At 27.8% G+C, this 26367-nt stretch carries 26 protein-coding genes and 7 pseudogenes; 26 read left to right on the top strand and 7 right to left on the bottom strand.

Annotated features, from left to right (window positions below):
- Nucleotides 1–4 precede the first annotated feature (4 nt).
- From DJ007_RS04225 to DJ007_RS04210, 4 genes are read left to right on the top strand one after another with little or no spacing between them, the layout of a single operon-like run.
- Nucleotides 5–322 carry a penicillin-binding transpeptidase domain-containing protein gene (locus DJ007_RS04225; RefSeq protein ID WP_129408466.1) on the top strand — a complete coding sequence of 106 codons (318 nt, stop codon included), beginning with the start codon at nt 5–7 and terminating at the stop codon, nt 320–322.
- A 16-nt stretch (nt 323–338) separates the two neighbouring features.
- Nucleotides 339–1190 (top strand): hypothetical protein, encoded by an 852-nt coding sequence (locus DJ007_RS04220; RefSeq protein ID WP_129408465.1) that lies wholly within the window; start codon nt 339–341, stop codon nt 1188–1190.
- Nucleotides 1133–1519, top strand: coding sequence for a hypothetical protein (locus DJ007_RS04215; RefSeq protein WP_129408464.1), 387 nt, complete (start codon nt 1133–1135; stop codon nt 1517–1519). Before DJ007_RS04220 ends, DJ007_RS04215 begins: the two co-directional genes overlap by 58 nt.
- Nucleotides 1520–1561: 42 nt before the next feature.
- Nucleotides 1562–2200 (top strand): HAD family hydrolase, encoded by a 639-nt coding sequence (locus tag DJ007_RS04210; protein WP_129408463.1) that lies wholly within the window; start codon nt 1562–1564, stop codon nt 2198–2200.
- A 7-nt stretch (nt 2201–2207) separates the two neighbouring features.
- Here DJ007_RS04210 and DJ007_RS04205 read toward each other — a convergent pair whose 3' ends face one another.
- From DJ007_RS04205 to DJ007_RS04175, 7 genes and pseudogenes are all read right to left on the bottom strand, one after another.
- A complete protein-coding gene (locus DJ007_RS04205; protein WP_129408462.1) occupies nt 2208–2525 on the bottom strand; it encodes a hypothetical protein in 318 nt (105 codons plus the stop codon).
- A gap of 9 nt (nt 2526–2534) precedes the next feature.
- On the bottom strand, nt 2535–2999 hold the full coding sequence (locus DJ007_RS04200) for a 23S rRNA (pseudouridine(1915)-N(3))-methyltransferase RlmH (RefSeq protein ID WP_129408461.1): 465 nt from the start codon (nt 2997–2999) through the stop codon (nt 2535–2537).
- On the bottom strand, nt 2992–3666 hold the full coding sequence (locus DJ007_RS18825; protein WP_276318665.1) for an ATP-binding protein: 675 nt from the start codon (nt 3664–3666) through the stop codon (nt 2992–2994). Before DJ007_RS18825 ends, DJ007_RS04200 begins: the two co-directional genes overlap by 8 nt.
- 414 nt (nt 3667–4080) lie before the next feature.
- Nucleotides 4081–4385, bottom strand: a pseudogene (locus DJ007_RS18820) (AlbA family DNA-binding domain-containing protein); the annotation flags it as partial.
- 9 nt (nt 4386–4394) lie between these two features.
- The gene (locus tag DJ007_RS04185; RefSeq protein ID WP_129408458.1) at nt 4395–5507 is read right to left on the bottom strand and encodes an FtsW/RodA/SpoVE family cell cycle protein; all 1113 of its coding nucleotides are present in this window, start codon (nt 5505–5507) and stop codon (nt 4395–4397) included.
- Nucleotides 5504–7534 carry an HD domain-containing phosphohydrolase gene (locus tag DJ007_RS04180; RefSeq protein WP_206076085.1) on the bottom strand — a complete coding sequence of 677 codons (2031 nt, stop codon included), beginning with the start codon at nt 7532–7534 and terminating at the stop codon, nt 5504–5506. Before DJ007_RS04180 ends, DJ007_RS04185 begins: the two co-directional genes overlap by 4 nt.
- A 1-nt stretch (nt 7535) precedes the next feature.
- On the bottom strand, nt 7536–8213 hold the full coding sequence (locus DJ007_RS04175; protein WP_129408456.1) for a substrate-binding periplasmic protein: 678 nt from the start codon (nt 8211–8213) through the stop codon (nt 7536–7538).
- A gap of 99 nt (nt 8214–8312) precedes the next feature.
- On the opposite strand from DJ007_RS04175, the gene DJ007_RS04170 reads away from it, so the two are divergent.
- The 22 genes and pseudogenes from DJ007_RS04170 (at nt 8313) to rpsT (ending at nt 26273) form a co-directional block, all read left to right on the top strand.
- A complete protein-coding gene (locus tag DJ007_RS04170) occupies nt 8313–9041 on the top strand; it encodes a DUF2520 domain-containing protein (RefSeq protein ID WP_129408455.1) in 729 nt (242 codons plus the stop codon).
- On the top strand, nt 9038–9844 hold the full coding sequence (panB, locus tag DJ007_RS04165; RefSeq protein ID WP_129408454.1) for a 3-methyl-2-oxobutanoate hydroxymethyltransferase: 807 nt from the start codon (nt 9038–9040) through the stop codon (nt 9842–9844). The genes DJ007_RS04170 and panB overlap by 4 nt, the downstream gene beginning before the upstream one ends.
- Nucleotides 9841–10581, top strand: coding sequence for a biotin--[acetyl-CoA-carboxylase] ligase (locus tag DJ007_RS04160; protein ID WP_129408453.1), 741 nt, complete (start codon nt 9841–9843; stop codon nt 10579–10581). The genes panB and DJ007_RS04160 overlap by 4 nt, the downstream gene beginning before the upstream one ends.
- 1 nt (nt 10582) lies before the next feature.
- The gene (gene hpt / locus DJ007_RS04155) at nt 10583–11113 is read left to right on the top strand and encodes a hypoxanthine phosphoribosyltransferase (protein WP_129408452.1); all 531 of its coding nucleotides are present in this window, start codon (nt 10583–10585) and stop codon (nt 11111–11113) included.
- Between the two features lie 60 nt (nt 11114–11173).
- A complete protein-coding gene (locus DJ007_RS04150; RefSeq protein ID WP_129408451.1) occupies nt 11174–12007 on the top strand; it encodes a purine-nucleoside phosphorylase in 834 nt (277 codons plus the stop codon).
- A 124-nt stretch (nt 12008–12131) separates the two neighbouring features.
- Nucleotides 12132–13001: a lytic transglycosylase domain-containing protein gene (locus tag DJ007_RS04145; protein WP_206076084.1), complete on the top strand. Its 870-nt coding sequence runs from the start codon at nt 12132–12134 to the stop codon at nt 12999–13001.
- Nucleotides 13002–13011: 10 nt separating this feature from the next.
- Entirely contained in the window at nt 13012–13383 is a 372-nt protein-coding gene (locus DJ007_RS21015) for a hypothetical protein (RefSeq protein WP_129408449.1), read from the top strand.
- Entirely contained in the window at nt 13380–13856 is a 477-nt protein-coding gene (locus DJ007_RS21010; RefSeq protein ID WP_497006734.1) for a hypothetical protein, read from the top strand. The genes DJ007_RS21015 and DJ007_RS21010 overlap by 4 nt, the downstream gene beginning before the upstream one ends.
- Before the next feature lie 101 nt (nt 13857–13957).
- A complete protein-coding gene (locus DJ007_RS19930) occupies nt 13958–14194 on the top strand; it encodes a flagellar M-ring protein FliF C-terminal domain-containing protein (protein WP_129408613.1) in 237 nt (78 codons plus the stop codon).
- On the top strand, nt 14160–14558 hold the full coding sequence (locus DJ007_RS04125; protein WP_129408447.1) for a hypothetical protein: 399 nt from the start codon (nt 14160–14162) through the stop codon (nt 14556–14558). The genes DJ007_RS19930 and DJ007_RS04125 overlap by 35 nt, the downstream gene beginning before the upstream one ends.
- 16 nt (nt 14559–14574) lie before the next feature.
- Nucleotides 14575–15590, top strand: a pseudogene (fliG, locus tag DJ007_RS04120) (flagellar motor switch protein FliG).
- Nucleotides 15583–16269 carry a FliH/SctL family protein gene (locus DJ007_RS04115; protein ID WP_129408446.1) on the top strand — a complete coding sequence of 229 codons (687 nt, stop codon included), beginning with the start codon at nt 15583–15585 and terminating at the stop codon, nt 16267–16269. Before fliG ends, DJ007_RS04115 begins: the two are co-directional and overlap by 8 nt.
- On the top strand, nt 16256–17578 hold the full coding sequence (gene fliI, locus DJ007_RS04110; RefSeq protein WP_129408445.1) for a flagellar protein export ATPase FliI: 1323 nt from the start codon (nt 16256–16258) through the stop codon (nt 17576–17578). Before DJ007_RS04115 ends, fliI begins: the two co-directional genes overlap by 14 nt.
- A 184-nt stretch (nt 17579–17762) precedes the next feature.
- Nucleotides 17763–19062, top strand: a pseudogene (locus tag DJ007_RS04105) (carbohydrate ABC transporter permease).
- A gap of 1379 nt (nt 19063–20441) precedes the next feature.
- A pseudogene (locus DJ007_RS20740) lies at nt 20442–21292 on the top strand (carbohydrate ABC transporter permease); the annotation flags it as partial.
- A gap of 3 nt (nt 21293–21295) precedes the next feature.
- Nucleotides 21296–22327 carry a class I SAM-dependent methyltransferase gene (locus DJ007_RS04095; protein ID WP_240739257.1) on the top strand — a complete coding sequence of 344 codons (1032 nt, stop codon included), beginning with the start codon at nt 21296–21298 and terminating at the stop codon, nt 22325–22327.
- Nucleotides 22324–23228: pseudogene (miaA, locus tag DJ007_RS19925) on the top strand (tRNA (adenosine(37)-N6)-dimethylallyltransferase MiaA). The gene DJ007_RS04095 and the pseudogene miaA overlap by 4 nt, the downstream one beginning before the upstream one ends.
- Nucleotides 23229–23277: 49 nt before the next feature.
- Entirely contained in the window at nt 23278–23526 is a 249-nt protein-coding gene (gene hfq, locus DJ007_RS04085; protein WP_129408444.1) for an RNA chaperone Hfq, read from the top strand.
- 127 nt (nt 23527–23653) lie between these two features.
- Nucleotides 23654–24646 (top strand): M23 family metallopeptidase, encoded by a 993-nt coding sequence (locus DJ007_RS04080; protein WP_129408443.1) that lies wholly within the window; start codon nt 23654–23656, stop codon nt 24644–24646.
- Between the two features lie 123 nt (nt 24647–24769).
- Nucleotides 24770–25090, top strand: a complete 321-nt coding sequence (locus DJ007_RS18815) for an S-adenosylmethionine synthetase N-terminal domain-containing protein (protein WP_276318643.1) — start codon at nt 24770–24772, stop codon at nt 25088–25090.
- Between the two features lie 80 nt (nt 25091–25170).
- Nucleotides 25171–25964, top strand: a pseudogene (gene metK / locus DJ007_RS19920) (methionine adenosyltransferase).
- Nucleotides 25965–25995: 31 nt separating this feature from the next.
- Nucleotides 25996–26273, top strand: a pseudogene (rpsT, locus tag DJ007_RS19915) (30S ribosomal protein S20).
- Nucleotides 26274–26367 lie beyond the last annotated feature (94 nt).

Below are 26367 nucleotides of genomic sequence, written 5' to 3'. Positions count from 1 at the left end.
CAATATCAAACCTATTGAATATTTTAATATTTTAAAAGGGCTAATAGAGGTTACAACATATCCAGGAAACAGCTCTGATGGTGGAACAGCATATCATGTATTTAAAAACTTTAAAGAATTAGTAGCTGGAAAAACCGGAACTGCAGAAGTAACCGGCGGCAAGTCACCACATTCCTGGTTTGCAGGGTTTATGCCGGCAAATAATCCGGAGGTTTCAATAGTTTCATTCGTTGAAAATGGCGGATATGGCTCGGAAGTAGCCGCTCCTATAGCTAAAAAAGCTCTGGAAAAATACATTGAATTAAAAAATAATAACAAATAATATAAGGGGAAATTATATGAAAAAAGTTTTACTTCTTATTATAATTAGTATTATAGCTCTGACATCATTTTCTAATGATATATTTATTTTTAAAAATATTGGAATTATAAGCAAAGATTATCCGTGGACTGATGAAATAAATATCCCTTTACACAAAGATGAAGATGTTGTTTTTGTTGAAAATGCTGATTTTTATAAAATAACTTTATCAGAATTAAAAGATATTAATTTCAAAATTATAGGAAACAGCGATGATTTAAAAAATGTATTAGGTAGCAGAATAACCATGTTGAATCCAAATCCTGTAATTTTAAAAGATGCTTTGAACTTAAATTATATCTATTTTTTCAATTCATATTTGAATATGTGGTGTCGAACTGAAGCAAAAAATCTTGATATTTTGTTAAACCACAAAATTTTGTATGCTAAAAACGTTAAAGGAAAAATTTTAATATCCAAACCCATAAGTTGGAATTTGTTTTATGATCTAAAAAGCAATGGTGATTTGTTTGCCACATATAAAATAAATGGTAGTATAAAAGAATCATATAATGCTATTTTAATTGATGAAAACTTTAATATTAACGATAGACAGGTAAATAACAAAACAATATATACAAAAACCATGGCATTGGAATCTGCTCCATATCTTCCTCAAATTGTTAATGAAAGTGCTATTGTAAATTTTGGAAAAATTGAACCCTTTAATGGTGTATTTTCAAAGGTAATAAAATTGGGAACTATAAAAAAATATGATGATATTAATTATTTAAATATAAACTTTTATTCCGGTCATTTAAAAATAAATACATGGGTATTATCCGAGAATTTAAAAACACTAAAGAAAATGGTGTTGGTGTTCCTTTAATCAAAAGTAATATTTATATTTTTACAAAAAAAGATGGTAAAGAGTTTATACAAAAGGTTGCAACACTTTCAAAAACAAATGAAAATGAAATAGCAGAAATTTTGCTTGGTCAGTCATGGAATTCAACTGCAGATTTAGAAATATTAAATGAAACAAGATCAAAAGATCATATTGACAAAACCTTCAAATTTAATATCAAATCTTCTGGAAAATCAAAAATTACAATTAGCGGTATAGCAATGAAATTATTAAACATTAAGGGAAACTATATTAAAAAATTGAAAATGCTGACAATATTTCAATTTATGTTCAGGGTAATCAATCTTTAGAATTAAATATAAGAAGTAATGTAAAATAAAAAGGAGGATAAAATGAATATAGTTTTTGATCTGGATGGAACGTTAGTTAATACAGGAAATATCGCTTTACCTGCTATTAGATTAGTATTAAATGATTTAGGATATAATCCTGATATTCCTGATTCTGAAATATTTAAATATATTGGATACACTATAGATGAAATTTTTGAAGGGCTTTTAAAAACAGACGATAAAAAAATTATAGAAAAAGCTATTAATCTACTGGATAAATATGAAACTGGAATTATACAAAATGAAAATATTAATAGGATCTTTTTTGATGATGTCTTTGAAGTTTTAGATATTCTGAAAAAAAATGGACACAAATTATATATTCTTTCAAACTGCAATGTAAAATATATGAATGCATTATTAGAAAAAGGCTTAAATAAATATATTGATTCTCCTCATTGTGCTGAAATGTATAATTGGAAAGATAAAGATTACGTATTAAATTTAATAGCAAATGGAAATAATGATTTTATTATGATCGGAGATAGACATAAAGATATTGAAGCAGCTAAAGCTAATGATTTTATATCCATTGGTTGTACATATGGTTTTGGAGATGAGGAAGTAAAAGATGCAGATTATATTGTTCATAATATAAAAGAAATAATACCAATTATAAATCAAATAAGCCAGAAATAATTCTGGCTTATTTTTCTCTAACTTCAAATATTATTTCTAAAAATAAAGAATCGTCTCTGAAATCTGGTGGAGTTTCTTTCCAATTCTCTAACTTCTTTTTAGTTTCATCTATATATTCTTCGTAACATAATTCACAACTTCCAGAACGATAAAATTTTATAAATCTAACTTTATCTTTTTCTTCAATAATTCCAGATGATGAATCTTCATCTTCAAACAAAACTTCATTAACAAATTCTAAAACACTTTTATCCTTTATTTCAGTTTCAAAATAATTTCTTACTTCATTATAATTTTTTAATCTTTTAAACAGTCTTTTATGCATAGCCACCTCCTAATAATGATATTTTTCGTTATTATTTATTTTAAAAGCTCTATATATTTGTTCTAATAACAACAAAACTGCAATTTCATGTGTAAATGTCATTTTTGAAATTGATAATAAAAAATCTGCATTTTTTCGTATATCTTCATGATGACCTAAAGGGCCTCCAATAAAAAAAGATATATTCTTTTTTCCTATTCTCCATTTTTCTATCTTATTAGCAAAATCTACAGAGGATAATTCTTTTCCTCTCTCATCTAAAACCACTTTAAAAACATCTGGTAAAAAGTATTTATCAAATTTCTCTTTATCCTGTTTTTTATATTCTTTCACTGTTATTTTATTTAAATCATTGGACAATGGTAATTCAATTAATTCAACTCTATCATACTTTTTGTTCCATTTCAAATATTGTTCAATACCTAATTTAATAAATTTCGTTTTCGGTTTCCCGATTACAAATATTTTAATCATCTAATTCAACCTCAACTTTCCAATATCCGTTTCGCGAAGAACCTATTCTTGTTAATAAGTTTTTCTTTTTCATTTTTGCTATATATTCTTTAATCGTATTTAAGCTTATATTCAATTCTTTAGCTAATTCTTTTCTTGTGATTTTAGAATTTTCATTTATTTTAATTAATATTTTCCTCTCCAGATTTGTAATCTGATATGACGTCTTTGGGGTGGTCTTTAGGGCGGTCTTTGGGGTGGTCTTTAGGGCGGTCTTTGAACTATAAATAGTAACTTCTAATCCTCCAGATATTTCCTTAATATCTGGCTCAGCTAAATTATTCATTTTTAATTCCATAATAGCTCTTTTAATTCCGCTACCATATCTTTCAATGAATCCTGCATCTCTAAATATTTCTGCTATTAATTTATTTCTAGGATGTGATTTTTGATTACCTTTTTTAATATCTTCTATTGTTAAATCATAAGGTAATTTACCCGAATTCCATAATACTATTTTATCAGGAAAAATTTGAAATTGTGAGTGTTCTTCTCTATAATCCCTATGAACAATTGCATTTATAACAAATTCTCGAAGAGATTTTAGTGGATACTGCCACTTTTCAATTCTTTGTGCTTTTCCATTAAATATATATTCTTTTAAAATATATGATTTTATAAAATCCATTACTATCTCTACCTGTAAAATCAAATCATCTCTTATAACAATAGATTTTTTTATTGTTATTTCATCTTGAAACAAACCAATTTGAATATCAGTCATATTCAATTCCTTCTTCGAAAATAATAATAATGCTGCATTTGTTGGATATTCTTTTCCATTTTTTTCTACAATTAAAGAATATTTTCTTAAAAAAGATAATGGATTTTCTAAATCAATTTCCAAATTTTTTTCTATCATCTTCATAACTTTTAATATTTTATTTTCATCTAAATCATTAATTGTTTTACTTTCCTCGACAAGATAATCCCAGCTTGTGTTTCTTGTCCTTAAATACATTTCTGCAACTTCCGATAATCCCATATGATGATCTCTGTTTTTTGTTCTTATATAATATCTTCCTTTAAAAGACACTGGTTTTATGGGAAATTCTATTACTTCTAAAGTTATTATTTTTTTATTCTCTATTTCTAAAACAGATATTTCAGGAGTTATATATGGAGAAGTTTTATTTTTTATATCTGTTAACCATTTTTGAATAGTTTCTTTACCCAAATTTATTCCTTTAATTTCCCTCTATCCGAAACACCTATTATAACAATACCACCTTTATAATTTGAAAAAGCACATAATGTTCTTATAGCTTCATCAGAAATTTTTTCTTTAAATTCAATATATTCATTTTCTCCATTATTTATATATTTTAATATATCTTCTTTTTTCATATAAACCACCTATTCATTATCCAGATAATTTTCTTCGCTAAATGTTTCTGTTGTAGCTATACCTTTTGTAACCAATCCCAGTAAAAATGAGAATGTTATTATTTGACTTCCCCCATATGAAATTAACGGCAATGGAACACCAGTTACCGGCATAATTCCCAAATTCATTCCAATATTTTCATATACATGAAAAAATATTATTGCAATTGTACCAAAATATATATATTTCCAGAATTTTCTTGATGTCTTCATAGCATATTGATAAATTCTATAAATCAATAAAGCATACAAACCTATAACAAACAATATTCCAATAAATCCTAATTCTTCACCAATTACCGCTATAATAAAATCATTATGATCTTCTGGCACAAAATTGGAAAGATTCATAAAACCATTTAAATATCCTTTCCCAAATAAACCACCTGATCCAATTGCTCTAATTGCCTGTAATGTATTATATGCAACACCTGCAGCATTTTTCTCTGGAAATAAAAAACCTATTATCCTGGCTCTTTGATAATCTTTCATAAAATAAAATGCAAATGGTGAGGAAAAGAGCATTAAAAATAATGATGTTTTCCATGTTTTTTCATGCTGACCTGAAACATATGTCAATAAAAACCATAACCCGAATGTAAATAATGTCATTCCTAAATCCGGTTGCTTAAATATTAATCCAAGACCTATCAAAGTGGTAAAAGATAATATGTAATAAGCCTTTTTATTCTTTTCTGCCAGATATTTAGAAAATATTATGAGTGTAAATACCAGAAATAAATGCGATGGTTGAATCCCAACAGGTCCTACTCTTATCCATCTTCTGGCGCCATATCTGGCTTTTTCAAAGACTAAAACATATAATAATAATAACATTGTTATAGCATATAAATGAGGAATTATACTTTTTAAAATTCTTTCTTTTAAAAAATATGTGAAAAAAAATATTATTATTCCTAATATGGAAAATATTATTTGCTTATAATAATTATCTTCAATATATTCACCATATGTTGCTGTTCTTACCATAAAAATTCCAAAAATAAGTAAGGTTAGATATATTAAAGGAATGATATATTCAAATTTTCTCATTCTTTCAAATGGTTCAACATTTATTCTCACAAATACTTCCTCCTGAGATATTCTATAAATTTTTCTGCTAATTCAGGATCAAACTGACTTCCAGAGTTCTTTTTTATATCTTCAATTGCATCCTGAATACTCAATGCTTTTTTATACGGTCTTATTGTAATCATTGCATCAAAACTATCTGCAAGCATAATTATCCTTGAAATATATGGTATTTTCTCTCCTTTTAACCCATCAGGATAACCTTCCCCATCCCATCTTTCATGATGATGTTTTACAATTTTAGAATATTCTGAAAGATATGGATTACTTGCTAATAATTCATAACTTTTTATCGGATGTTGCTTTATTATTTCATATTCTTCATCATTTAATTTACCCGGTTTATTTAATATTGTTTGAGGTATAAAAAACTTACCTATATCATGAGTAATACCAGACCAATATACCTTTTTTATTTCAGCATGTGAAATTCCTAAATATTCTGCAAATTCTGTAGCTATATTTGCTACTCTTTCTGAATGGCCTTTTGTATATTTATCATAATATTCAAGAGCTTTAACAAGAACTAAAATTATATTTTTATGAAGCTGTCCTTCTTCTTTTGATATTCTTCTTAATCTTATAAAAATAGAAGAAATTATAGTAAATGTTTCCAAAACTTTTATTGCTTCATCATCAAATTTTACATCTTTTTTTGCATCAAGGGATATTTGACCTATTACATAATCATTTATTTTTAATGGTGAAAAAATGCTCTTTACAAAGGGCTTACTTGCCTTAAAAATTTTTTTTATCTCTTCATTTTGAATTGCTACTTTATCTTCTTCAAGAATATTTTCAATAATTTGTGTTTTATTAACATAAACAAATATATTATCTGGAATTTCTATATTTTTTAATATATCATAATCATGCCCGTATGAAGAGATAAATCTCCATTTTCCATTTTCCCTTATAACAATACTTCCATAATCAACCCCTGGAATTAAATTAATTGCAGTTTTTAAAAGGGTATTAAAAAATTCTTTTTCACTAATATTGCTTAACGCAAGATTTCCTATTAATTTAATAAATCCCTCAAATCTGCTTATACTAAATTCCAGTTGTTTTGTCGTTTCAATGAGAACTTCATTTGCAGCTGTTGCTTCTTCATACGATGCCTCTATTTCATTTTTTTGCTCTTCAATTTCTATTAATAAATTATTATATGATTTTCTTAAATTATCAAATTCGTCTATAAAGATTTCTTTTTCATATAAATTTCCAGATTGTTTAATATAATCAGAAAACTCTTCTATTGGTTTTATAACCTCATTTTCCAGATTTTTAAAAAACATTATTTTTAATATTTCATATAATATGAAACTTAAACACATCAAAATAATCGTCAACATTATTAATAAATATACATCGTTACTATAATCCAGTATATAATAGTATTTTTCTGAATAAAAGTCAAATTCCTTTGAAAGGGTAAAAATAGATTTTTTATTATAAGGTTTAATATATTCATTTTCAACTAAACCAATCTTTATTTCAGACAGAAGATATTCTTTTGACATATAATATATTAAAACCCCTTCAAAAATTTCTATATTTTCTAAATAATAAAAATATGGTGCAATAAATATTATATTATTTTTAAAATTAAATACTTTTAATTTTCCTTCTTCAAGCAATTTTAGATTTTGTTTTATATACTCCTTTATTTTTTTATCCATATTATCATCAGGATAATATTCATTTATTTCATCAAATGTCGGTTTGTAATCTATGACTTTATCAATAGATTTATTATTTTCAACCATATTTTTCAGCACACTTTTATTATCTATCGAATATGAATATGTTCTTGATATCAGTTTTATATTATTAATTATTCTTTTCTTTTGAAAATCTATTGTTTTATTAATTTTATTGTATTGCAACTCTATTCTCTTATTCAAATTATTTTGAATATTAAATATAACCAAAATTATCGATACAAGAAATAGTATCGATATTAATATTATCAGTGTTTTTTTTAATATTTTTTTTAGCCAGAATTTTAATGTCATTCTATTCACCTGTTTTTATTAAATTATTATTCCTATATTTTATTATTAACCTATTTATTTTTTCCAATAATTTTTCTGATTTAATTCCAATACCAATATCATTTTTTGTTAAAGGTTCTCCATAGATTTCAACTGGATATTTTTTCATCAAATATACTGCATTTATCAGATCAAAAAATGCTCCATCTACTTTGCATTTTAAAACTGCTTCAAGACATTCTTCATTGGTTTCATATACTATATAATCTATTTTTTTGCCTTCTTTTATCCAATCTAATACTTTTTTGTATCCCGTCGAACCATTTTTTACTCCATAAGTTTTTAATTCAGTGCTATTATTTTTTAATTTTAAAATAACTAATCCTGTTGTTAAATACGGAATAGAAAATTTTATATATTTTTTTCTTTCTCCATTTATATGTATTCCACCTATTATTAAATCATATTTTTTTAATCCATTTTTTATTAAGTCAGAAAAATCTGTAATATATATATCAACATCTTCGTTTAAATCATTTGATATCATTTTCACTAAATTAACATCTATACCCTTTAATAAATACCCTTCATTTGTTTTTTCAAAATATGCATAAGGTTTAGTTAAAGCTATTCCAACTTTTAAAATTCCAAATGTTGTTATTCCCAAAAACAAAACAAATAACAAAGATAGCTTTTTCATATTATTCCTCCAAAGTAGTATAATTAATTTAAGCAATATTATTATATCATAAAAATTTTAGTATTAAATTGTAATTATACTATAAATGTGAGGTGAAATATGAATATAAATATTATTGGTCCTGGAAAGGTTGGAAAAAGCCTTTACAATTGTTTTAATAAAAAAGGATTAAATGCCGTTTTAATCGATAAGAACTTCGATTATGAAAATAATATACTCACTGGAATTGTTTTAATAACTACCAATGATGAAAATATAGAAAAGGTCTGGAACAAATTAAAAAAATATGATTTGTCCCGGATAAATGCGATTGGACACTGCAGTGGTTATCTGAATTCGTCTTTTTTTGGACAGATTCCTCATTTTTCAATACATCCAAATTTCCCTTTTTCTTCTGTTATTAATTGTGAAGATATAAAAAATATCGTCTGGGGTATAGAAGGAAATGAAAAAGGTTTAAATTTCGCCAAAAAATTAGTTGATATTCTCAATGGAAAATATGTTATAATACCACAAAACAAAAAGAAATTATATCATTTAGCTGCTGTTATTGCTTCAAATTTTTCATATGCTTTAATAAAACTGGTCAGAGATATATATTCAAATCTCGAAATAGAGGATATAAATCATTTAATAGACCTTTCTATAATATCTTTAAACAATATTAAAAAACATGGATTGAAAAATGCTCTCACCGGCCCCGTTTTAAGAAATGATTTAAAAACAATCAGGGAAGAAAAAGAAGAATTTAAAAAAATTTTTGGTAATGATGATGTATATGATTTTTTTATAGATACCCTCTATAAAATAAAGGAGGAAAAGAAATGAGTGTAAAAAAGATATTAAAAATGAAGAAAAAAGAGAAAATAGCAATGATAACCGCTTATGATTACATAAGCGCAAAAATAGCAGAAGCTGCCAATATTGATATGATTCTTGTGGGAGATTCTGCTTCCAATGTAATGCTCGGTAATACAGATACCATAAAAATTGGTATGGAAGAAATGTTGATTTTTATAAAAGCTGTAAAAAACGGGGCTCCAAATACTTTTGTTGTTGGAGATATGCCATTTTTAAGTTATCAAGTTTCAGAATCTGAAGCTATTAAAAATGCCGGTCTCATTTTAAAAGCTGGAGCTGATGCTGTTAAATTGGAAGGTGGCAAAAATGTCGCTCCTTTAATAAAAAAAATGGTTGACTATGGAATTCCTGTAATGGGGCATATTGGTTTTACCCCTCAATCATATAAACAAATTGGTATTTCTTCAAAAGGAAAAAACAAAACAGAAGAAGATTTTCTGCTTGAGAGTGCGAAATCAATTGAGGAAGCCGGAGTTTTTTCTATTGTTTTAGAAATGATAACTGAACCTGTTGCAAAAAAGATTACAGATTCAATTTCTGTTCCAACCATTGGAATTGGTGCAGGAAGATATTGCGATGGACAGGTTTTGGTATGGCATGACTTTTTGGGATTAAATAAAGATTTTGAACCTAAATTCTTAAAAAAATACTTAAATGGTTTTGAATTATTTAAAGAAGCCATTGAACGGTATTCTAAAGAAGTAAAAGAAGGCATTTTTCCCTCAATTGAAAATACTTTTAAACCAATAGAAGGCAGTGATCAAAAATAATAGGAGATAAACTAATATATTTTGATACAATAAATTCTACCAACCTATTTTTAAAAGAACACTGGAAAGAACTTCCTTCAGAAACAGTTATCTGGGCTTCAAAACAAACCGGTGGATACGGGAGAATGAAAAGAAATTGGATATCACAAAGAGGTGGTTTGTGGTTTTCTGTTTTGTTCAAACCCAAAAATAGACCTATGAATCCGTGGCATTATGTAAGACTTTATACTATGGCTGTAAAATACGTTTTAGCTAAATACAAACTTGAAACCGTTATAAAATGGCCTAATGACTTACTTGTAAATGAAAAGAAAATATGTGGTATTTTAGGTGAAGGTGTTTATACAGGTAAAACTGTTGCCGCAATTATTGTTGGCGTTGGGTTAAATGTTAATAATAAAATTCCTGATGAATTGAGTGATATTGCTACCAGTTATATAGAAGAAAAAAATAAAAAGCTCAACCTTAAAAAGTTATTAAAACAAATTAATTCAACTGCTTATTATAAATATTATATAAAATATTTTAAAAACGATACGATTTCAGTTTTTACAAAACAATGGATAAATAATCTTAACATTCGAAACGGAGATTTTATAAAAATAATATCGCAAAATGGTGAAAAACATGGTAAAATTGTTTCAATACATGGAGATTATTTAGAAGTATTACTTGAAAACGGCTTAATAGAAAATATTTATGCTGGTGAGGTTTCATTGAGAAAGGAGAGTGTTTAAAATGGAAATAGATCCAAAAAAACTAAAGGTTTTATTAACAGAAGAACAGATTCTTGAAAAAGCAAAAGAGATAGGAAAACAAATAACAGAGTATTATAAAGATATTGATGATGAAATCATTGCTGTTTGCGCATTAAAAGGTTCCGTACATTTCTTTTCTGATTTAGTAAAGAACATTGACCACGACATGAAATATTATTTCGTAAGGGTTTCAAGCTATCATGGTGGAACATCTTCAACTGGAAAAATAACAGTTAATAGCTGGACAAATGAACCTTTAGAAGGAAAACACATTCTCATTGTTGAAGATATTGTTGATACTGGAAATACTATCAGATTCTTGATAAATGAAATAAAAAAACAAAATCCCGCTTCAATAAAGTTAACTTCCCTTCTTATAAAAAATGCTCATGATCATGGAATAAATGTAGACTTTCCTGGATTTGAAATTGACAATTATTTTGTTATTGGTTATGGTCTTGATTATGATGAAAAATATAGAAATTTACCATTCATTGGCTATGTAGAATAAATTTTGTGGTATAATAATAATTGTTATGATAAAGTTAAACGAATTTCTGGAGGTGGATTTATGAACTTCAATATCGATGAATATGTAAAAAATGTTAAAGAAGCTGCTGAATATATAAAAACAAAAATTAAAAACAAACCTGAAATTGCCATTGTTCTAGGTTCTGGCTTGCACGGAATTGCTGATAAGTTAGAAAATCCATTAAAAATTTCTTATTCAGATATTCCAAATTTTCCTGTTTCAACTGCTCCAGGACACAAAGGAGAATTAATGTTTGGAACAATTTCAGGAAAAGATGTTATGTTAATGAATGGAAGATTCCATTATTATGAAGGTTATACAATGAAAGAAGTTACTTTTCCGATTAGAGTTATGCAGGAATTGGGTGTAAAAATTTTAATAGTGACCAATGCTGCTGGCGGTATGAATCCAAATTTCGAAGTTGGAAATCCTTGTATAATTACTGATCAAATTAATTTTATGGGAGATAATCCATTAATTGGTCCAAACGCTGAAGAATGGGGACCAAGATTCCCTGATATGAGTGAAGCTTATAATAAAGAATTAACAGAAAAAGCTATATCCACTGCAAAAAAATTGGGAATCCCTGTTTATACAGGCGTTTATTTAGGAATTACAGGACCTACCTTTGAAACACCTGCCGAATTAAAAATGATGAGAAATTTCGGAGCGGACTTAGTTGGAATGTCTACGGTTCCAGAGGTTATTGTTGCTAATCATGGTGGAATAAAGGTATTGGGTTTCTCTGCTGTTACAGATAAAGCAGTTCCTGAGGAATTGAAACCAGTAACTGCTGAAGAGGTTATAGAAATAGCCAATAAAACAGGTGAAAAAATAGCTGAGATTATTCTGGCATTATTAGGTGAACTTTAAGGTGAAACGATTTTTTTTTCTTATTTTTTTAATAATATCAGCAGTATTATTTTCTCAAAAAATTGATATATATAATAAAATTTTCTATAAACCAGGCCTACACATGGAGTTGTATACGGACTCCATGTTTTTGAATTTTGAATACACTTTTCTTGGAAAATATTCGTATATGAAATCTTCTGATTTATTAAAATATGTCTGGGCACAGGATAGAACACTTATTGGTGGTCAAATGTATGTAGAATCGAATTATTACACACATGCTATATCTTCCAGTCATGCAATAGGACTTTTACAATTAAAACCTGTTGTTGCTCAGGATTTTGGTATAGATAATTTATTTAATCCAATTGATAATATAACCGGGGCGTCTGCTTATCATAGCTTTTTATATAAATTGCTACAATCGGAAAAAAGCGAAATTGCTGCTTATTATCAAGGACCAAATTCAGTTCTCAAAAATGGTATAAATTCCTCTGGATTATATTATTATAAGAAAGTAAAAAAAGCTCAAAAAAATTATAAAAACACTAAGATTTTTTCTCCTATTTTGATTGGTATTCAGGGTTCTGTTTCACAAAATTTTTTTGAACTAAATAGTTATTCTGGTCTGGCATATAAAAATTTAGAATTTTATTCTACACAAAATATTTCATTTATAAAATCAGATAATGCCACAAAATTTAATGATATAAATTTAAATGTTGGTTTGATGTATTTTCCAAAATCAGATTTTTCTATTGGAACATCTTATGGAAAAAATGTGAATTTTTATTTGAGACTTGGTTATCCCTGGACACAAAATATTCTATCTCTTGATAATTTAAAAACGCTAGATTCGTTTTACTTAAACATCGAAAAGAAAAATGGATTATGGCTAAAATTATATATTGATAAAAAATTACAGATTGCTACAGGTTTTTCTATTTATGATATAAAATTTGGGATGATATTCAATTCCGAATATAGAATTGGAGTATATATGAGTCTTTAGAGGTGAAAATATGAACCCTTTTCAAATGATTAAAGATTATTGGGAAAACTTTAATACAAATCAAAAAATCATATTTTCAGTAATAACTTTAACGGTTATATTTCTGTTAATATTCCTGATTGTTTTAAACCTAAGACCAAATTATCAGGTCTTAATTAGTGGTGTTGACGAAAAACAGGGTGGAAGAATTATTTCAAAATTAGAAGAATTAAATATTCCTTACAAAGTTGGACCTGGTGGTTCTATAATGGTACCTGAAAAATATAATAAATATGAATTATGGATGAAACTCGCATTAAATGGTGTTCTTGGAAATCAGGTACAGGATATGAATTGCTTCAAAAACAAAGTTTTGGAGCTACAAGTTATGATAAGCAGGTGAATTATCAAATAGCACTTGAAGGTGAATTATCTCGTTCAATTTCAACAATGAAAGGGATTCAATTTGCGAGAGTACATATAGTTATGCCATCAAGAACCTATTATACACCAGCAGAACAGGCTAAACCTACTGCATCAGTTTTGCTTTTTTTAGAACCAGGTGCTACTATAGAACCAAATCAGGTAAAAGCGATTATGGATTTTGTTGCTGGAGCTGTTCAAAATTTAGATCCAAAGGATGTTAAGGTTGTAGATAATAATTCAAGAAATTTAAGCGCTCAGGTTATATCAGAAGGTAATATTGCAGACGCAGCTACAAAATTTGATTTAAAAAGAAAAATTGAAGAATATTACACAGCAAAAATAGAAAATAAATTACAAAGAGTTTTTGGAATGGGTGCAGTTGTTGTCATACCGGAAGTAGACCTAAACTGGCAAAAATTGAGGAAGAATCGAGAAAGGTACAACCGTTAATAAAAGTAGCGGTTTGATTGTTAGTGAACAAAAAGAATCTGAAGAAAAAAATCTTTATCTGGATCATCAAACGTCCCTGGAGTGGATTCTAATGTTCCTCCATATACAACGCAAACCCGGATAATCAGGGCTCAGATACATATAAAACTTCTAAAACAATTACAAATTATGATTTCAATGAAATATACCAAAAAGTTACTGACGATAAAAATGGTGAAATTGCAAAAAAATCTATCACAGTATTTATTGATCTTGATAAATCTCCTATACCAGAAAATGATACAACAAAAGCACAGATAAAAAGTGCAATATCAACAGCTACTGGGCTACACCAGTAATATAAATATTTTATTTACTAAATTTAATAAAGAACTGGAAGCAGAATATCAAAAAATTGTTCAGCAATCTGAAAGAGCAAAAACAATTACTGTTATTACAATAATTTCTGTTATCTTTATGTTTGTTTTGATCCTATTGATAATTGGTATAATTAATATTAACAAGAAAAGAAAGGCAAGAAGAACGCTTATTGAAAGGAAAAAGAAACTTGAAGAAGCTGCAACAAGGCTATTGAAGAAATTGAACCTGAAGTTTCAGAGATTACTGAAGATCAAAAAGCATTTGAAAAACTTACGAAAACTGTTGATTCAAGTCTGGATGACGTTGTTGAAATACTTAAGTATTGGATTAATCAATAATTGATTATAGAGGTGATATTATGGCTGCACAAAATTCTTCGGGCGTTAGTGGATTAAGGAAAGCAGCTATTTTAGTAGTTCTTGTTGGACCCGATAGAGCTTCAAAGCTATTAAAAGAATTAACGGAAGAAGAAGTAGAAATGCTGACACTAGAAGTTGCCAATCTGGGAAAATATCTGATGAGGAAAAAAATAATGTTTTAAATGAATTCTTTGAGTTAATGAAAGTAAAAGAATTTATTAAAGAAGGTGGCGTAGATTACGCTAAAAAGTTGCTTGAAGAAGCCTTCGGACCAGAACAGGCTATTAAAATCATTGAAAATCTTGTTACAAATTTACAGGTTAAACCTTTTGATTTCTTAAAAAGAATCGATATTGCACAGATTACTAATGTTTTGCAAAATGAACATCCTCAAACTGTAGCCCTGGTATTATGTTATTTGCCACCTGCTGCTGCTGCTCAGGTTATTGCTGGATTACCAGAGGATTTACAGGTTGATGTAATCAAAAGAATTTCTATTATGGATAGGGCCACTCCAGATGTTGTTAAGGAGGTGGAAAGCCGTATGAAAGACAGATTATCATCATTCGCCGCACAACCATTCAGTCAGGTTGGAGGTATCGAAACTACAGCTGAAATAATGAATAATATTGATAGAACTGTATCTAAAAATATTTTTGATAGATTATCTGAATCTGATCCTAAACTTTCTGAAGAAATTAGAAAGAAAATGTTCGTATTTGAAGATATACTTAAACTCGATGATAGAACTATACAAAGAATACTTAGAGAAGTTGATACCCGTGATTTGACATTATCTTTAAAAGGTGCTTCTGAAGACCTTAAAAATAAAATACTTACAAATATGTCTCAAAGAGCAAGTCAAATGATACAGGAAGAACTTGAATTTATGGGTCCAGTTAGATTAAAAGATGTAGATGAAGCACAACAAAGAATAGTTGCAATTATAAGAAAACTTGAAGAATCCGGTGAAATAATTATCGCTGGTGGAGGAGGAGAAGAATTAATTGTTTAATCGAAGGATTATTAAAGGACAATATATTATCTTTGAATCACCTGAAGATACCCAGGAGTTAGAAAAGACTGTTGCTGAAGATATAGCAAAGAAGATTATAGATGATGCAGAAAAAAAAGCAAAAGAAATTATAGATAGCGCAAAAGAAGAAGCAGAAAATATAATCAATGAAGCTCATTTAGCCTATGCCGAAGAAGTAGAAAAAGGCCGAAAAGAAGGAAAAGAACAGGCAGAATATGAGCTCAATAATCTTATCCAACAATATTCTTTGCAACTTAATAACCTATTAGACACTTTTAATAAATCAATCAATCTGGAAATTTATAATACAAGAATTTTATTATTTAATTTATTAAAACTATTGATCAACAAATTTTTAAATGTTGAAATTTTTTCTTCTCCCAAGTGGATAGAAAATTCACTAAATAAAATTTTAGAAAAATTTGTTAACTTTGAACATATCAAAATCCATGTTAGTTCAAACATTATAAATGATTTTCCTGAATTAATTGAAAAATTTAATGCTGTAGATAATATAGAAATAGTAGAAGATATTACATTACCGGATTTTTCAATGTCTATACATACTGATATGGGAAAAATCGTTATTAATAAAGAGGATGTACTCAAACAGGTAAACGATATTATAGAGGAAGAATTAAACGATGAAGGATTATAACAAAATATATGAAAATATCAATAGAAAACTAAATTCACTGGATTTATTTTCTTTAGAAGGTATTGTAGATAGAATAACCGGCGTTGTTATTGAATCCAAGGGACCAGATGTGTCCCTTGGAGATTTGTGTTCTATTACCTTAAAAGATGGAAATACAGCATTATGTGAAGTAGTTGGATTTGTTGGAAATAAAGTATTGTTAATGCCTTTTGAAGATGTTCATGGATTATATGTAGGAGCTAAAGTAAAAAAACTAAACAGAAAAGTTTCTATTGGAATTACTCAAAATCTTTTAGGGAGAGTATTAGATGGAATTGGGCGCCCAATCGATGGAAAACCTTTAATTACAGATAAATATCGTTCTATTTATTCACCTCCACCTAACCCATTAATTAGAAATAAAATTGAAGAACCTTTATCTGTTGGTGTAAAGGCTATAGACGGTTTAATAACCCTTGGCAAAGGACAAAGGATTGGAATTTTTGCTGGTAGTGGAGTTGGAAAAAGTACATTATTGGGTATGATTGCAAGGAATACATCTGCTGACATAAATGTCATTTCATTAATTGGAGAACGTGGAAGAGAAGTAAGAGAATTTATCGAGAGAGATTTAGGAGAAGAAGGTCTTAAGCGTTCTGTTGTTATAGTGTCTACATCAGATCAACCTGCATTAATGAGAACAAAAGCTTTACTTAGTGCAACAACTGTTGCGGAATTTTTCAGAGATATGGGATATAGTGTAATGTTAATGGTTGATTCGTTAACCCGTTGGGCTATGGCTCAAAGAGAAATTGGTTTATCAATTGGAGAACCACCTGCAACAAGAGGTTATACTCCAAGCGTTTTTGCAGAATTACCAAAGATACTGGAAAGAGCCGGAAATTCTGATAAAGGTAGTATAACAGCTATTTACACCGTTTTAGTTGAAGGTGATGACTTTAACGAACCTATTTCTGATACCGTTAGAGGTATTGTAGATGGGCATATTATTTTATCCAGAAGATTGGCAGAATCTTCTCATTATCCAGCTATAGATGTTTTGGCAAGTATTAGTAGGTTAATGTCTTCTGTAGTAACTTCAGAACATCTCGACGCAGCTTATACTGTGAGAGATATTATGGCCACTTATAATGATGCTAAAGATTTAATTGAAGTTGGTGCTTATAAGGAAGGAACAAACAAAAAAATTGATATTGCAAAAAAAGAAATTGATAATATAAATGCCTTTTTAAAGCAAGGAACTTTTGAAAGACCTACTTTTGATGAAATTGTGGATCAATTAATAAAACTCGCAAACAAACTAAAATAATATAAATTTATTTTGAATTTTACAAAAATATATCTTATAAAATAAAATTAAATTTTGACTTTCATCTCATTAATATGGTAAAATTAGTGTTAAAAATTTTTTGTTGATTGGAGGAAAGTCTATGCCCGCGGAAATTCTCATTCCTATTATAGGAGTTAGTATTGCTTTAATCCTGGCAATTTTGATGAAGGTATCAAAATTTTTTCTTTCTCCACATGCCTGGAGAAGGACCAGAGAAAGTTTAACTGCATATTTGTATATATTACCTTCTATGATTGTTTTATCGATTTTTGTTTTCTGGCCTATTATATATTCATTTGTATTGAGTTTTTTTAAATGGGATTTTAAAAATCAAGCGAATCCTCAGTTTATTGGATTTAAAAATTATACAGAATTGTTTAAGCTAAAACATCCTGTAGACTTAACTTTTAATGTTGCTTTTTTAGGTACCTTTTTTATCGTATTTTTTGTAGCTTATTTACTAAATGCCATTTTAGATTCAAGGAGAATTCCTGACAAAAAAGTTAAAAATATTGTTTTTATAAATGCAATTTTTGGCCTGATAACCTTTGTTTTATGGAATTATATAAATTATAATTTACAATGGATTATTTTCTTATGGCTTGCTTTTTCTTATGTTGTAATTGCAGCTATGAAAAAAATTGAAGGAACCCCAGATAAATTGTTATTAAGGCTATTAATCTTTATTGGTATATATATTGTTGGAATAAAAATGATTAAAATACCTGAAATTGTCACTTATTTAAGCATGGCAAAAGAAGAAGCGGACTTTTTAAAGGCTATATGGAATACAAGTTATTATGTTCTACTATCCATGCCTATAACTATTTTCTTATCGTTAATCATCGCTTTATTATTTTATCAGGAAATACATGGAAAAGTTATTTTCAGGACCATATATTTTATTCCTTTTGTAACCAGTGTTGTTGCTGTTTCATTAGTATGGCAATGGATATTTAACGATAATGGGTTATTAAATTATATTCTTTCTTTTTTTGGTATAGATAAAATATTATGGCTAAAAGATGAAAAATGGACAATTCCAACAATAGCTATTATATCTATATGGAAATTGGTAGGATATTATTCGATAATCTTTTTAGCTGGTCTTCAAAATATAGATAAAAGTTATTATGAAGCAGCTGAGGTTGACGGGCAACAACATGGCAAAAATTTGCCTATATTACGTGGCCTTTGCTTTCTCCAACAACATTTTTCATATTGATAGTTTCTATGATTGGTGCATTTAAAGTATTTTCTGAAATATTTGTTCTTTATTCAGGACTCCCGGTCCATACAATAATAGCGGTTTAACTGTAGTTTATTATGTTTTTGAAAAATTCTATGGTGAACAGAGAATGGGACAGGCAAGTGCGGCTGCATATGTATTATTTGGTATTATATTGATATTTACATTTATACAGTTTGTAGCCGGAAAAAAACGTGTCCATTACGATTCTTAAGGGGTCTTATAATGTCCTGGACAAAATTTATGAATACAATGGGAACACTAATAGTATATTTATTGGTTATTGGTGGCGCAATTGTTATGGCTATGCCCTTTGCATGGATGGTTGTAACCTCATTTAAAACAGGAAGTGAAATTTCTCAATGGCCACCAAAATGGACATCAAAAAACTTTAAATCTGAAATATCTGTGAATATAAAAAATTCTCTTTCTACTTCATTGGGAACTCAGGGAAGTGTCAGTTTAGCAGAATTCAGAGCTTCTCAAAGTGAAAGTGTTTATAATCCATATAAAAAGGTCTTAACAATAGAAGATGATGCTGTAAGACGCGGCTTAATAACCTTAAATTTCCAAGACTTAAACTATGCAAATAATATCGATTTAACTAATTTAGTTAATAATATAAAAACATATAATGCAAATTTTCCATTAATAACAGAATTATCAAATAAAATTAACTCGCTTGAAGATACTCCTGAAAGTTTTGAAAATTTCTATTTCAGTCTATATTCATCCTCAAATGGTTTATTCAAAAAAGCCCAAATACTTAAATCGCTTAATAAAGAAATCAAAAAATCTATAAATTATATTGATAAATTTTTGAAAATTTCTTTAAATAGATTACCTTATCTCAGAATTAAAAATACTGATAATTCCGTTATAAAAAAAGAAAAAGAAGAAAAAAAGGAAGAACTTAAAAATTATCTTGAAAACTTAAAAAGCAATCTGACAAATATTTCTGAATTAATTTCAAATTATTCAAAAGGAACTGGTATAATATCAAATGATGAAATTAACGATATTATAGAAAAATTAAATACTATTAATTTTATTTCATATACTGATATGTACCTGAGAAATGTTAATAGATTACTTGAAAAAAATATTTACAATGCTATTATACACAATAAAAACTCTTTAAAATTCAAATCTTTCTTTGAAAATGAATTTAGTAAAATTCAAAAATATTCTGTAAACAAATCATTAATAAAATTCAATGTTCCAACAAAAGAAACTATGAAAAATAATTTTTTAAAGGCTTTAAATTCATCTGATATACCAGAAGAATTTAGAAAAGATGTTAATCCAAAACTAGACATATTAAAGATTAAAGATAATTTTGTCCTAAATATAGAGCATGATTTTAATGATAAGGTTTTACGGGAATTAAAAATATCCGCTGAAGACCTATCAAGAACATTAATGATTATAAGAAGTTTATCAAAAATCAAAAATATTAATCAGGATAATATAGATATTTATCTAAACAGTTTTGATATTGATTTTATAAAAGAAAAAAATCTTGATAAAAGAAAACTTCTAAGTTTATCTGTCTTAAGGAATGAATATAATAAAGTACTTGAAAAATTCAACAAAGTTTATTCTGATGCTATATCAAAAGTAGAATTAATAGAAAAACCCGACATTGTTGATAAAGTATATTATAGAAATTATTCAAATATCGAAATTTACTTTAAAGATGTTTACGCATTATGGTTCCTTGATGAACAACCAACTATGAATGTAAAATTCACACCTTCTCAAATATTTGCAAATGTTTTCCAGAATTATGTTGATGCATGGAATGCTGCTCCATTTTCAAAATATTATATAAATACAGTATTTATGGCAACATCAACAACAATTTTTGAAATAATTATTGCTGCAATGGCAGCTTTTGCCTTTGCAAAACTAGAATTCTGGGGCAAAAATATTTTATTTACCCTATTTTTAGCTACAATGATGGTTCCAGGAGAAGTAATGCTCGTTCCTAATTTTATAACTATCAGTAAATTTAGATGGCTTGATACATATTATGCATTGATTATACCGTGGATAGTTAGCGTATTTGCTATATTCCTATTAAGACAGCAATTTTTAACTATACCCAATGACTTATGGATGCTGCTAAGATTGATGGTAGCAGTAGCTGGAGATTTTTATGGACAGTAATGGTACCATTGAGTAAACCTGCTTTAATAACCGGTGCATTACTTAAATTTGTTGGTAGTTGGAATGCTTTCTTATGGGTTTTGATTGTAACAAAATCTCCAGAAATGCGAACGTTAGCTGTTGGTTTGCAAACATTCACAACAGAATCGGGAACTTTATATAATCTTTTAATGGCAGCTTCTACATTCTCGGTAATTCCTATAATTTTATTATTCATATTCATGCAAAAATATTTTGTAGCTGGCATCGCACGTTCAGGATTGAAAGGATAAAAAATGGAAAGAAAAAAGATTATCGTCGGCAAAAAAAAGAAAAAAGAAAAAAAAATTAATGTTTTCAGATTGATTCTTTATTTTGCCATAATTTTTGTAATATTATATTTCGGCATACAGATGGTTCGTATGGTATTTATATATGCTGAATTAAGTAATGAATATAAAAAAACCCAGAGTGAATTTGAATCATTAAAAAAGAAACTTAATGCCATAGAAAAAGAAAGAGATATGATAAAAAAAATGCTGGAAGAGAAAGGTGTGACAATAAAAAATGGAAAAATTAATTATAACTACGTCCACAAACCATCGAAGGAACAACTACAGCGAGCCAAACAACTCGCTGAACAATACGGTTTAATATATAAAAATAGAAGACATTTAAAAACAAATAATATTTATTTTGTTGTTGAAAAGAATCTTACTGTAAAGGTTAAAAAGGACGATTTTGAGTTCTTTTTTCATCCTTCAATTGTAAAAATAAGAATGAAAAATTTTATTTCTGATAAAAAAGATTATCTACTAAACAATATGGAATTAAAAGGTAATGAAATTGTTTTAGATTTAACATTTGGACTTGGTAGTGAAGCTTTATTAATATCTTCTCAATTAAATGAAGGAAAATTAATTGGGCTGGAAGGATCATTCCCTATTTATTTCGTTGTAAAAGAAAGTATTAAATATTATCCATATAAAATAAAATGGCTAAAAGAAGCACAGAAGAAAATCGAAATAATAAACGATAATTATAAAAGATTTATTAGAAAACAAAAAGATAAAAGTTATGACATAATATATTGTGATCCTATGTTTGAAAATCCTGTTTTTGAATCTTCAGCATTAAACCCTTTAAGAAGATTCGCTGTGTATGATGAACTTGAACCATCTGACATTGAAGAAATGAAAAGAGTGGCAAAAGATAAAGTTATTATTAAAGCACATGTTAAAGATTCTATATGGGATAAATATAAATTCGATAAAATTGACGGAAGTAAAAATTCTGGCGTATTTTATGGGGTGATTTATTTAAAATGAAAATACCCGTTATATTAGGGCCAACTGCCGTGGGAAAAACTGGTTTATTAACTCAACTTGGAAATGATTTTGAAGTTGTTTCCTGTGATTCAAGACAGATATATAAATATATGAATATTGGAACAGCTAAACCAACAATAGAAGAACAAAAAAAAATAAAACACCATTTAATTGATTTTGTTGAACCTGATCAATATTATAACGCATATATGTACAGACAGGATGCATTAAATGTAATAAAAGATATATTAAATAGAGGGAAAATACCCCTTATTTCCGGTGGAACTGGTTTATATTTTGATTCCATTTATAAAGGATTTTTTGAATCTCCTGGTTCATTGACATTAAGAAGTTATTTAAGAAAATTAGAAAATTCCCAGCCTGGAATAATAAGAGAAATTTTAAAAGATGTTGATCCTGAAAGCTATTTGAGAATTCATCAAAACGATTTAAAAAGAAGTATTAGAGCATTAGAAATATATATCGTTTCTGGAAAAAGAATGTCTGAATTAATAAAAAATCATAAAACCCAATCCCCTATGAATTTAACATTATTATATTAGACAGAGATAGGAAAGAACTACATGAAAGAATTAATTTAAGAGTTGAAAAAATGATTGAAGACGGATTAATTGATGAAGTAAAAAATTTAATTAATTTAGGATATAACAAAAACTTAAATTCTTTGAATACTATTGGATATAAAGAAGTATTAGAATATATTAAAGGAAAATATGATTATGACAAAATGATTCATTATATAAAAAGGAATACACGACGATATGCAAGAAGGCAAATAATTTATTTCAGAGGATATGAAAATGCTACATGGATAAATTTATCAATAGAAAAGAATCCAATTGAAAAAATTAAGAAAATTATTTTTGAATTTATTGATTGAATTTGTAGTTTTATTTTCTAAATTTACTACTTAAAAAGGGGGAGTTGGAATGGCAGAAAAATTTAATTTACAGGAAAGATTTTTGAATTTATTAAGAACAAACAAAATTGAATGTAAAATTTATTTCGAAGGAGGATTCCAAACCACCGGATTTATTAAATCCTTTGATAATTTTACAATTTTATTGGAAAAAAAGGGACAACAATCTCTCGTTTATAAACACGCAATAAAAATGATTGTTCCAATGAAATACGTTAGATTATTCCAGCAGGATAATACAGGAGGCAATCAAAACTAACAGATGTTTAAATTTTTAAATTATCATAATTCATTGCTAAAAATAATTATTATATATCTTTAAATCCAGAAGATTGTTATCTTCTGGATATTGTGTTATAAATTCAAAATCCTGTAGGAGGTATATCATGAAAAAACTAATTATTATCTCAATAGTTCTTTTAAGTATTGTTTTTGCTTTTTCTCAAAGATTTTTACCACCTGTTAAAGATTCTTATCTCACCTCTTCATTTGGAGAATATAGAGATACTGGAGACAAACCACATTTTCATTTAGGAATAGATTTTTCATCGTTTTCAAGAATTGGTTATCCTGTAAATGCGGCAGCGGATGGTTATGTATATAAAATATGGATAAATCATAAAGTATATGGTAATACTGTATTCTTATATCATCCAGATTATGATTTAATAACTGTATATGCTCATTTAAGTTCTTTTAAAGGGTTAATCGAAGAAATTGCAAATTCAGTTATCAGTGAAGTTGGAAATACCTTTGCAGAAATAAAATTTCCTGAAGATGAAATAAGAGTATCAAAAGGAGAAATTATTGCATATTCTGGTAAATCTGGTGAGGCTGAAGTTCCCCATGTTCATTTCGAAGTTAGAGAAATTAAAAAATCTGGAAATGAAAAAGTTGAAATTGTTAGAGATGCTCTTGAATTTGTTGATTATGTAGAAATGAGACCAAGAAAATTAGAAGCACTTGAAATTAGATCGAATAACAGAACCTTTAAACTTTTAGAAGATCAGGTTACAGAAATTCCTTTTGCATCCTTACCTAAATTAGAAGTAAAAACAGATGAAAAAATTGGCAATAATACCAAAATTATACCAAGAAAAATTTCTTTGCGTATAAATGATGAATTAGTATACGAAATAGAATTTGATGCAATAAGAACAGATGAAATGTATTCACCAAATATAATATACGGCAATGGTTCAAATATATTCACATATTGGATTAAACTCTATTCTTCTTCATTTATAACTCCAATAAAAGTTAATAGATGGAATGAAATAGCATTTACATTAAAAGATAGAAACCCGGCTGAATTAATCTTAGAAGATATATGGGGAACTGTAAAGGTTTATAAGTTAGTGCTGGTAAAAGAAATGTAACTTAAAATACAATAGATTTTATTTTAAAATTAATTTTTCATAAGTGTATTGAGGTATATTTCTGGTATAATAATACTTTGGACATCGATTACAATATTAAATAAATAAAAAGGAGGAAGAAAATTGAAAAAAAGACTTTTCACAAGCGAAAGTGTTACAGAAGGACACCCAGATAAAGTTGCAGACCAAATTTCTGATGCAATATTGGATGCTTTATTAGAAAAAGATCCTTTTTCAAGGGTTGCTGTAGAAACATTGGTTACAACAGGTGTTGCAATGGTTGCTGGTGAAATATCAACAAAAGCTTATGTTGATATACCAAAAATCGTAAGACAAACAATATTAGATATTGGATATACAAGAGCAAAATATGGTTTTGATGGTGAAACTTCAGCTGTATTGGTTTCTATAGACGAACAATCACCAGACATCGCTATGGAGTAGATAAGGCATTAGAAGCAAAACAGGGAGAAATTTCTGAAGAAGATCCATACGAAAAACTTGGTGCTGGTGACCAGGGAATTATGTTTGGTTATGCTACAAATGAAACTCCAGAAATGATGCCATTACCAATTGTTTTAGCTCATAAATTGGCTTTTAGATTAGCTGAAGTTAGAAAAAATGGAACTTTAAAATTCTTAAGACCTGATGGAAAAACTCAGGTTACAGTTGAATATGATGAAAATGGAAAGCCTGTTGAAGTAGAAACTGTATTGATTTCTACACAACATGAACCAGATGTAACAATAGAAGAAATTAGGGAAGCTTTAATTGAACATGTGATTAAACCTATAGTTCCAGAAAACTTATTAACAGAAAATACCAGAATTTTAGTTAACCCAACAGGAAGATTTGTTTTAGGTGGTCCACATGCTGATACAGGATTAACTGGGAGAAAGATTATTGTTGATACCTATGGTGGCTGGGTACCACATGGAGGAGGAGCTTTCTCTGGAAAAGATCCTACAAAAGTAGACAGATCAGCTCATTATATGGCTCGTTACGTTGCAAAAATATTGTTGCAGCAGGTTTAGCTGACGAAGTTATGATTCAATTAGGTTATGCTATAGGTGTTGCAAAGCCTGTTTCAATTTTAATTGATACAAAAGGTACTGCAAAAGTCGATGAAGAAAAATTATACAATGTAGTAACTGAAATGTTTGACTTTAGACCTGGTGCAATTATTAAAAACCTGGACTTATTAAAACCAATTTACAAAAAAACAGCTGCTTATGGTCATTTTGGAAGAACAGATGTTGATTTACCATGGGAAAGAACAGATAAGGTTAACGATTTAAAAGCAGCTTTTGGACTATAATAAAATAATAATATAAAGGAGGAATATCAAAGTGCCAAACGTTAAGTCAGCTAAAAAAAGAGTGAGACAAACAGCAAAAAGAAGATTAAGAAACAAAGCTTATAAGACAAGAGTTAAAAACTCAATTAAAAAAGTATTAGCAGCTATAGAAGCGAAAAAGAAAAAGAAGAAGTTATGAATTTATTAGATTCAGCATTTTCTGTAATTGATAAAGCTGCTAAAAAAGGTGTTATTCACAAAAATAACGCTTCAAGAAAAAAATCAAGATTGCACGCTAAAGTTAAAGAATATTTAGGCGATGATGCTTAATCAAAAAAATTCCCGATTTGATCGGGAATTTTTTATTTTAGCAATTTCAATAAATTTACATTTTTATTATATCTTCAAGGTACTACTCTTTTAA

It is taken from the genome of Marinitoga lauensis, from assembly GCF_004135675.1.
Taxonomy (GTDB): Bacteria; Thermotogota; Thermotogae; order Petrotogales; family Petrotogaceae; genus Marinitoga; species Marinitoga lauensis.
The sequence above is the reverse complement of the archived record's forward strand: the minus strand, read 5'-3'. Positions and strand labels throughout refer to the sequence as shown.

Bases quoted from the DNA above. Each gene is read 5' to 3' on its own strand.
- DJ007_RS04220 (WP_129408465.1), top strand. From the start codon at position 339: ATGAAAAAAGTTTTACTTCTTATTATAATTAGTATTATAGCTCTGACA.
- DJ007_RS04215 (WP_129408464.1), top strand. From the start codon at position 1,133: ATGGGTATTATCCGAGAATTTAAAAACACTAAAGAAAATGGTGTTGGT.
- DJ007_RS04210 (WP_129408463.1), top strand. From the start codon at position 1,562: ATGAATATAGTTTTTGATCTGGATGGAACGTTAGTTAATACAGGAAAT.
- DJ007_RS04205 (WP_129408462.1), bottom strand. From the start codon at position 2,525: ATGCATAAAAGACTGTTTAAAAGATTAAAAAATTATAATGAAGTAAGA.
- DJ007_RS04200 (WP_129408461.1), bottom strand. From the start codon at position 2,999: ATGATTAAAATATTTGTAATCGGGAAACCGAAAACGAAATTTATTAAA.
- DJ007_RS18825 (WP_276318665.1), bottom strand. From the start codon at position 3,666: ATGGATTTTATAAAATCATATATTTTAAAAGAATATATATTTAATGGA.
- DJ007_RS04180 (WP_206076085.1), bottom strand. From the start codon at position 7,534: ATGACATTAAAATTCTGGCTAAAAAAAATATTAAAAAAAACACTGATA.
- DJ007_RS04175 (WP_129408456.1), bottom strand. From the start codon at position 8,213: ATGAAAAAGCTATCTTTGTTATTTGTTTTGTTTTTGGGAATAACAACA.
- DJ007_RS04170 (WP_129408455.1), top strand. From the start codon at position 8,313: ATGAATATAAATATTATTGGTCCTGGAAAGGTTGGAAAAAGCCTTTAC.
- panB (WP_129408454.1), top strand. From the start codon at position 9,038: ATGAGTGTAAAAAAGATATTAAAAATGAAGAAAAAAGAGAAAATAGCA.
- hpt (WP_129408452.1), top strand. From the start codon at position 10,583: ATGGAAATAGATCCAAAAAAACTAAAGGTTTTATTAACAGAAGAACAG.
- DJ007_RS04150 (WP_129408451.1), top strand. From the start codon at position 11,174: ATGAACTTCAATATCGATGAATATGTAAAAAATGTTAAAGAAGCTGCT.
- DJ007_RS04145 (WP_206076084.1), top strand. From the start codon at position 12,132: ATGTTTTTGAATTTTGAATACACTTTTCTTGGAAAATATTCGTATATG.
- DJ007_RS21015 (WP_129408449.1), top strand. From the start codon at position 13,012: ATGAACCCTTTTCAAATGATTAAAGATTATTGGGAAAACTTTAATACA.
- fliI (WP_129408445.1), top strand. From the start codon at position 16,256: ATGAAGGATTATAACAAAATATATGAAAATATCAATAGAAAACTAAAT.
- DJ007_RS04095 (WP_240739257.1), top strand. From the start codon at position 21,296: ATGGAAAGAAAAAAGATTATCGTCGGCAAAAAAAAGAAAAAAGAAAAA.
- hfq (WP_129408444.1), top strand. From the start codon at position 23,278: ATGGCAGAAAAATTTAATTTACAGGAAAGATTTTTGAATTTATTAAGA.
- DJ007_RS04080 (WP_129408443.1), top strand. From the start codon at position 23,654: ATGAAAAAACTAATTATTATCTCAATAGTTCTTTTAAGTATTGTTTTT.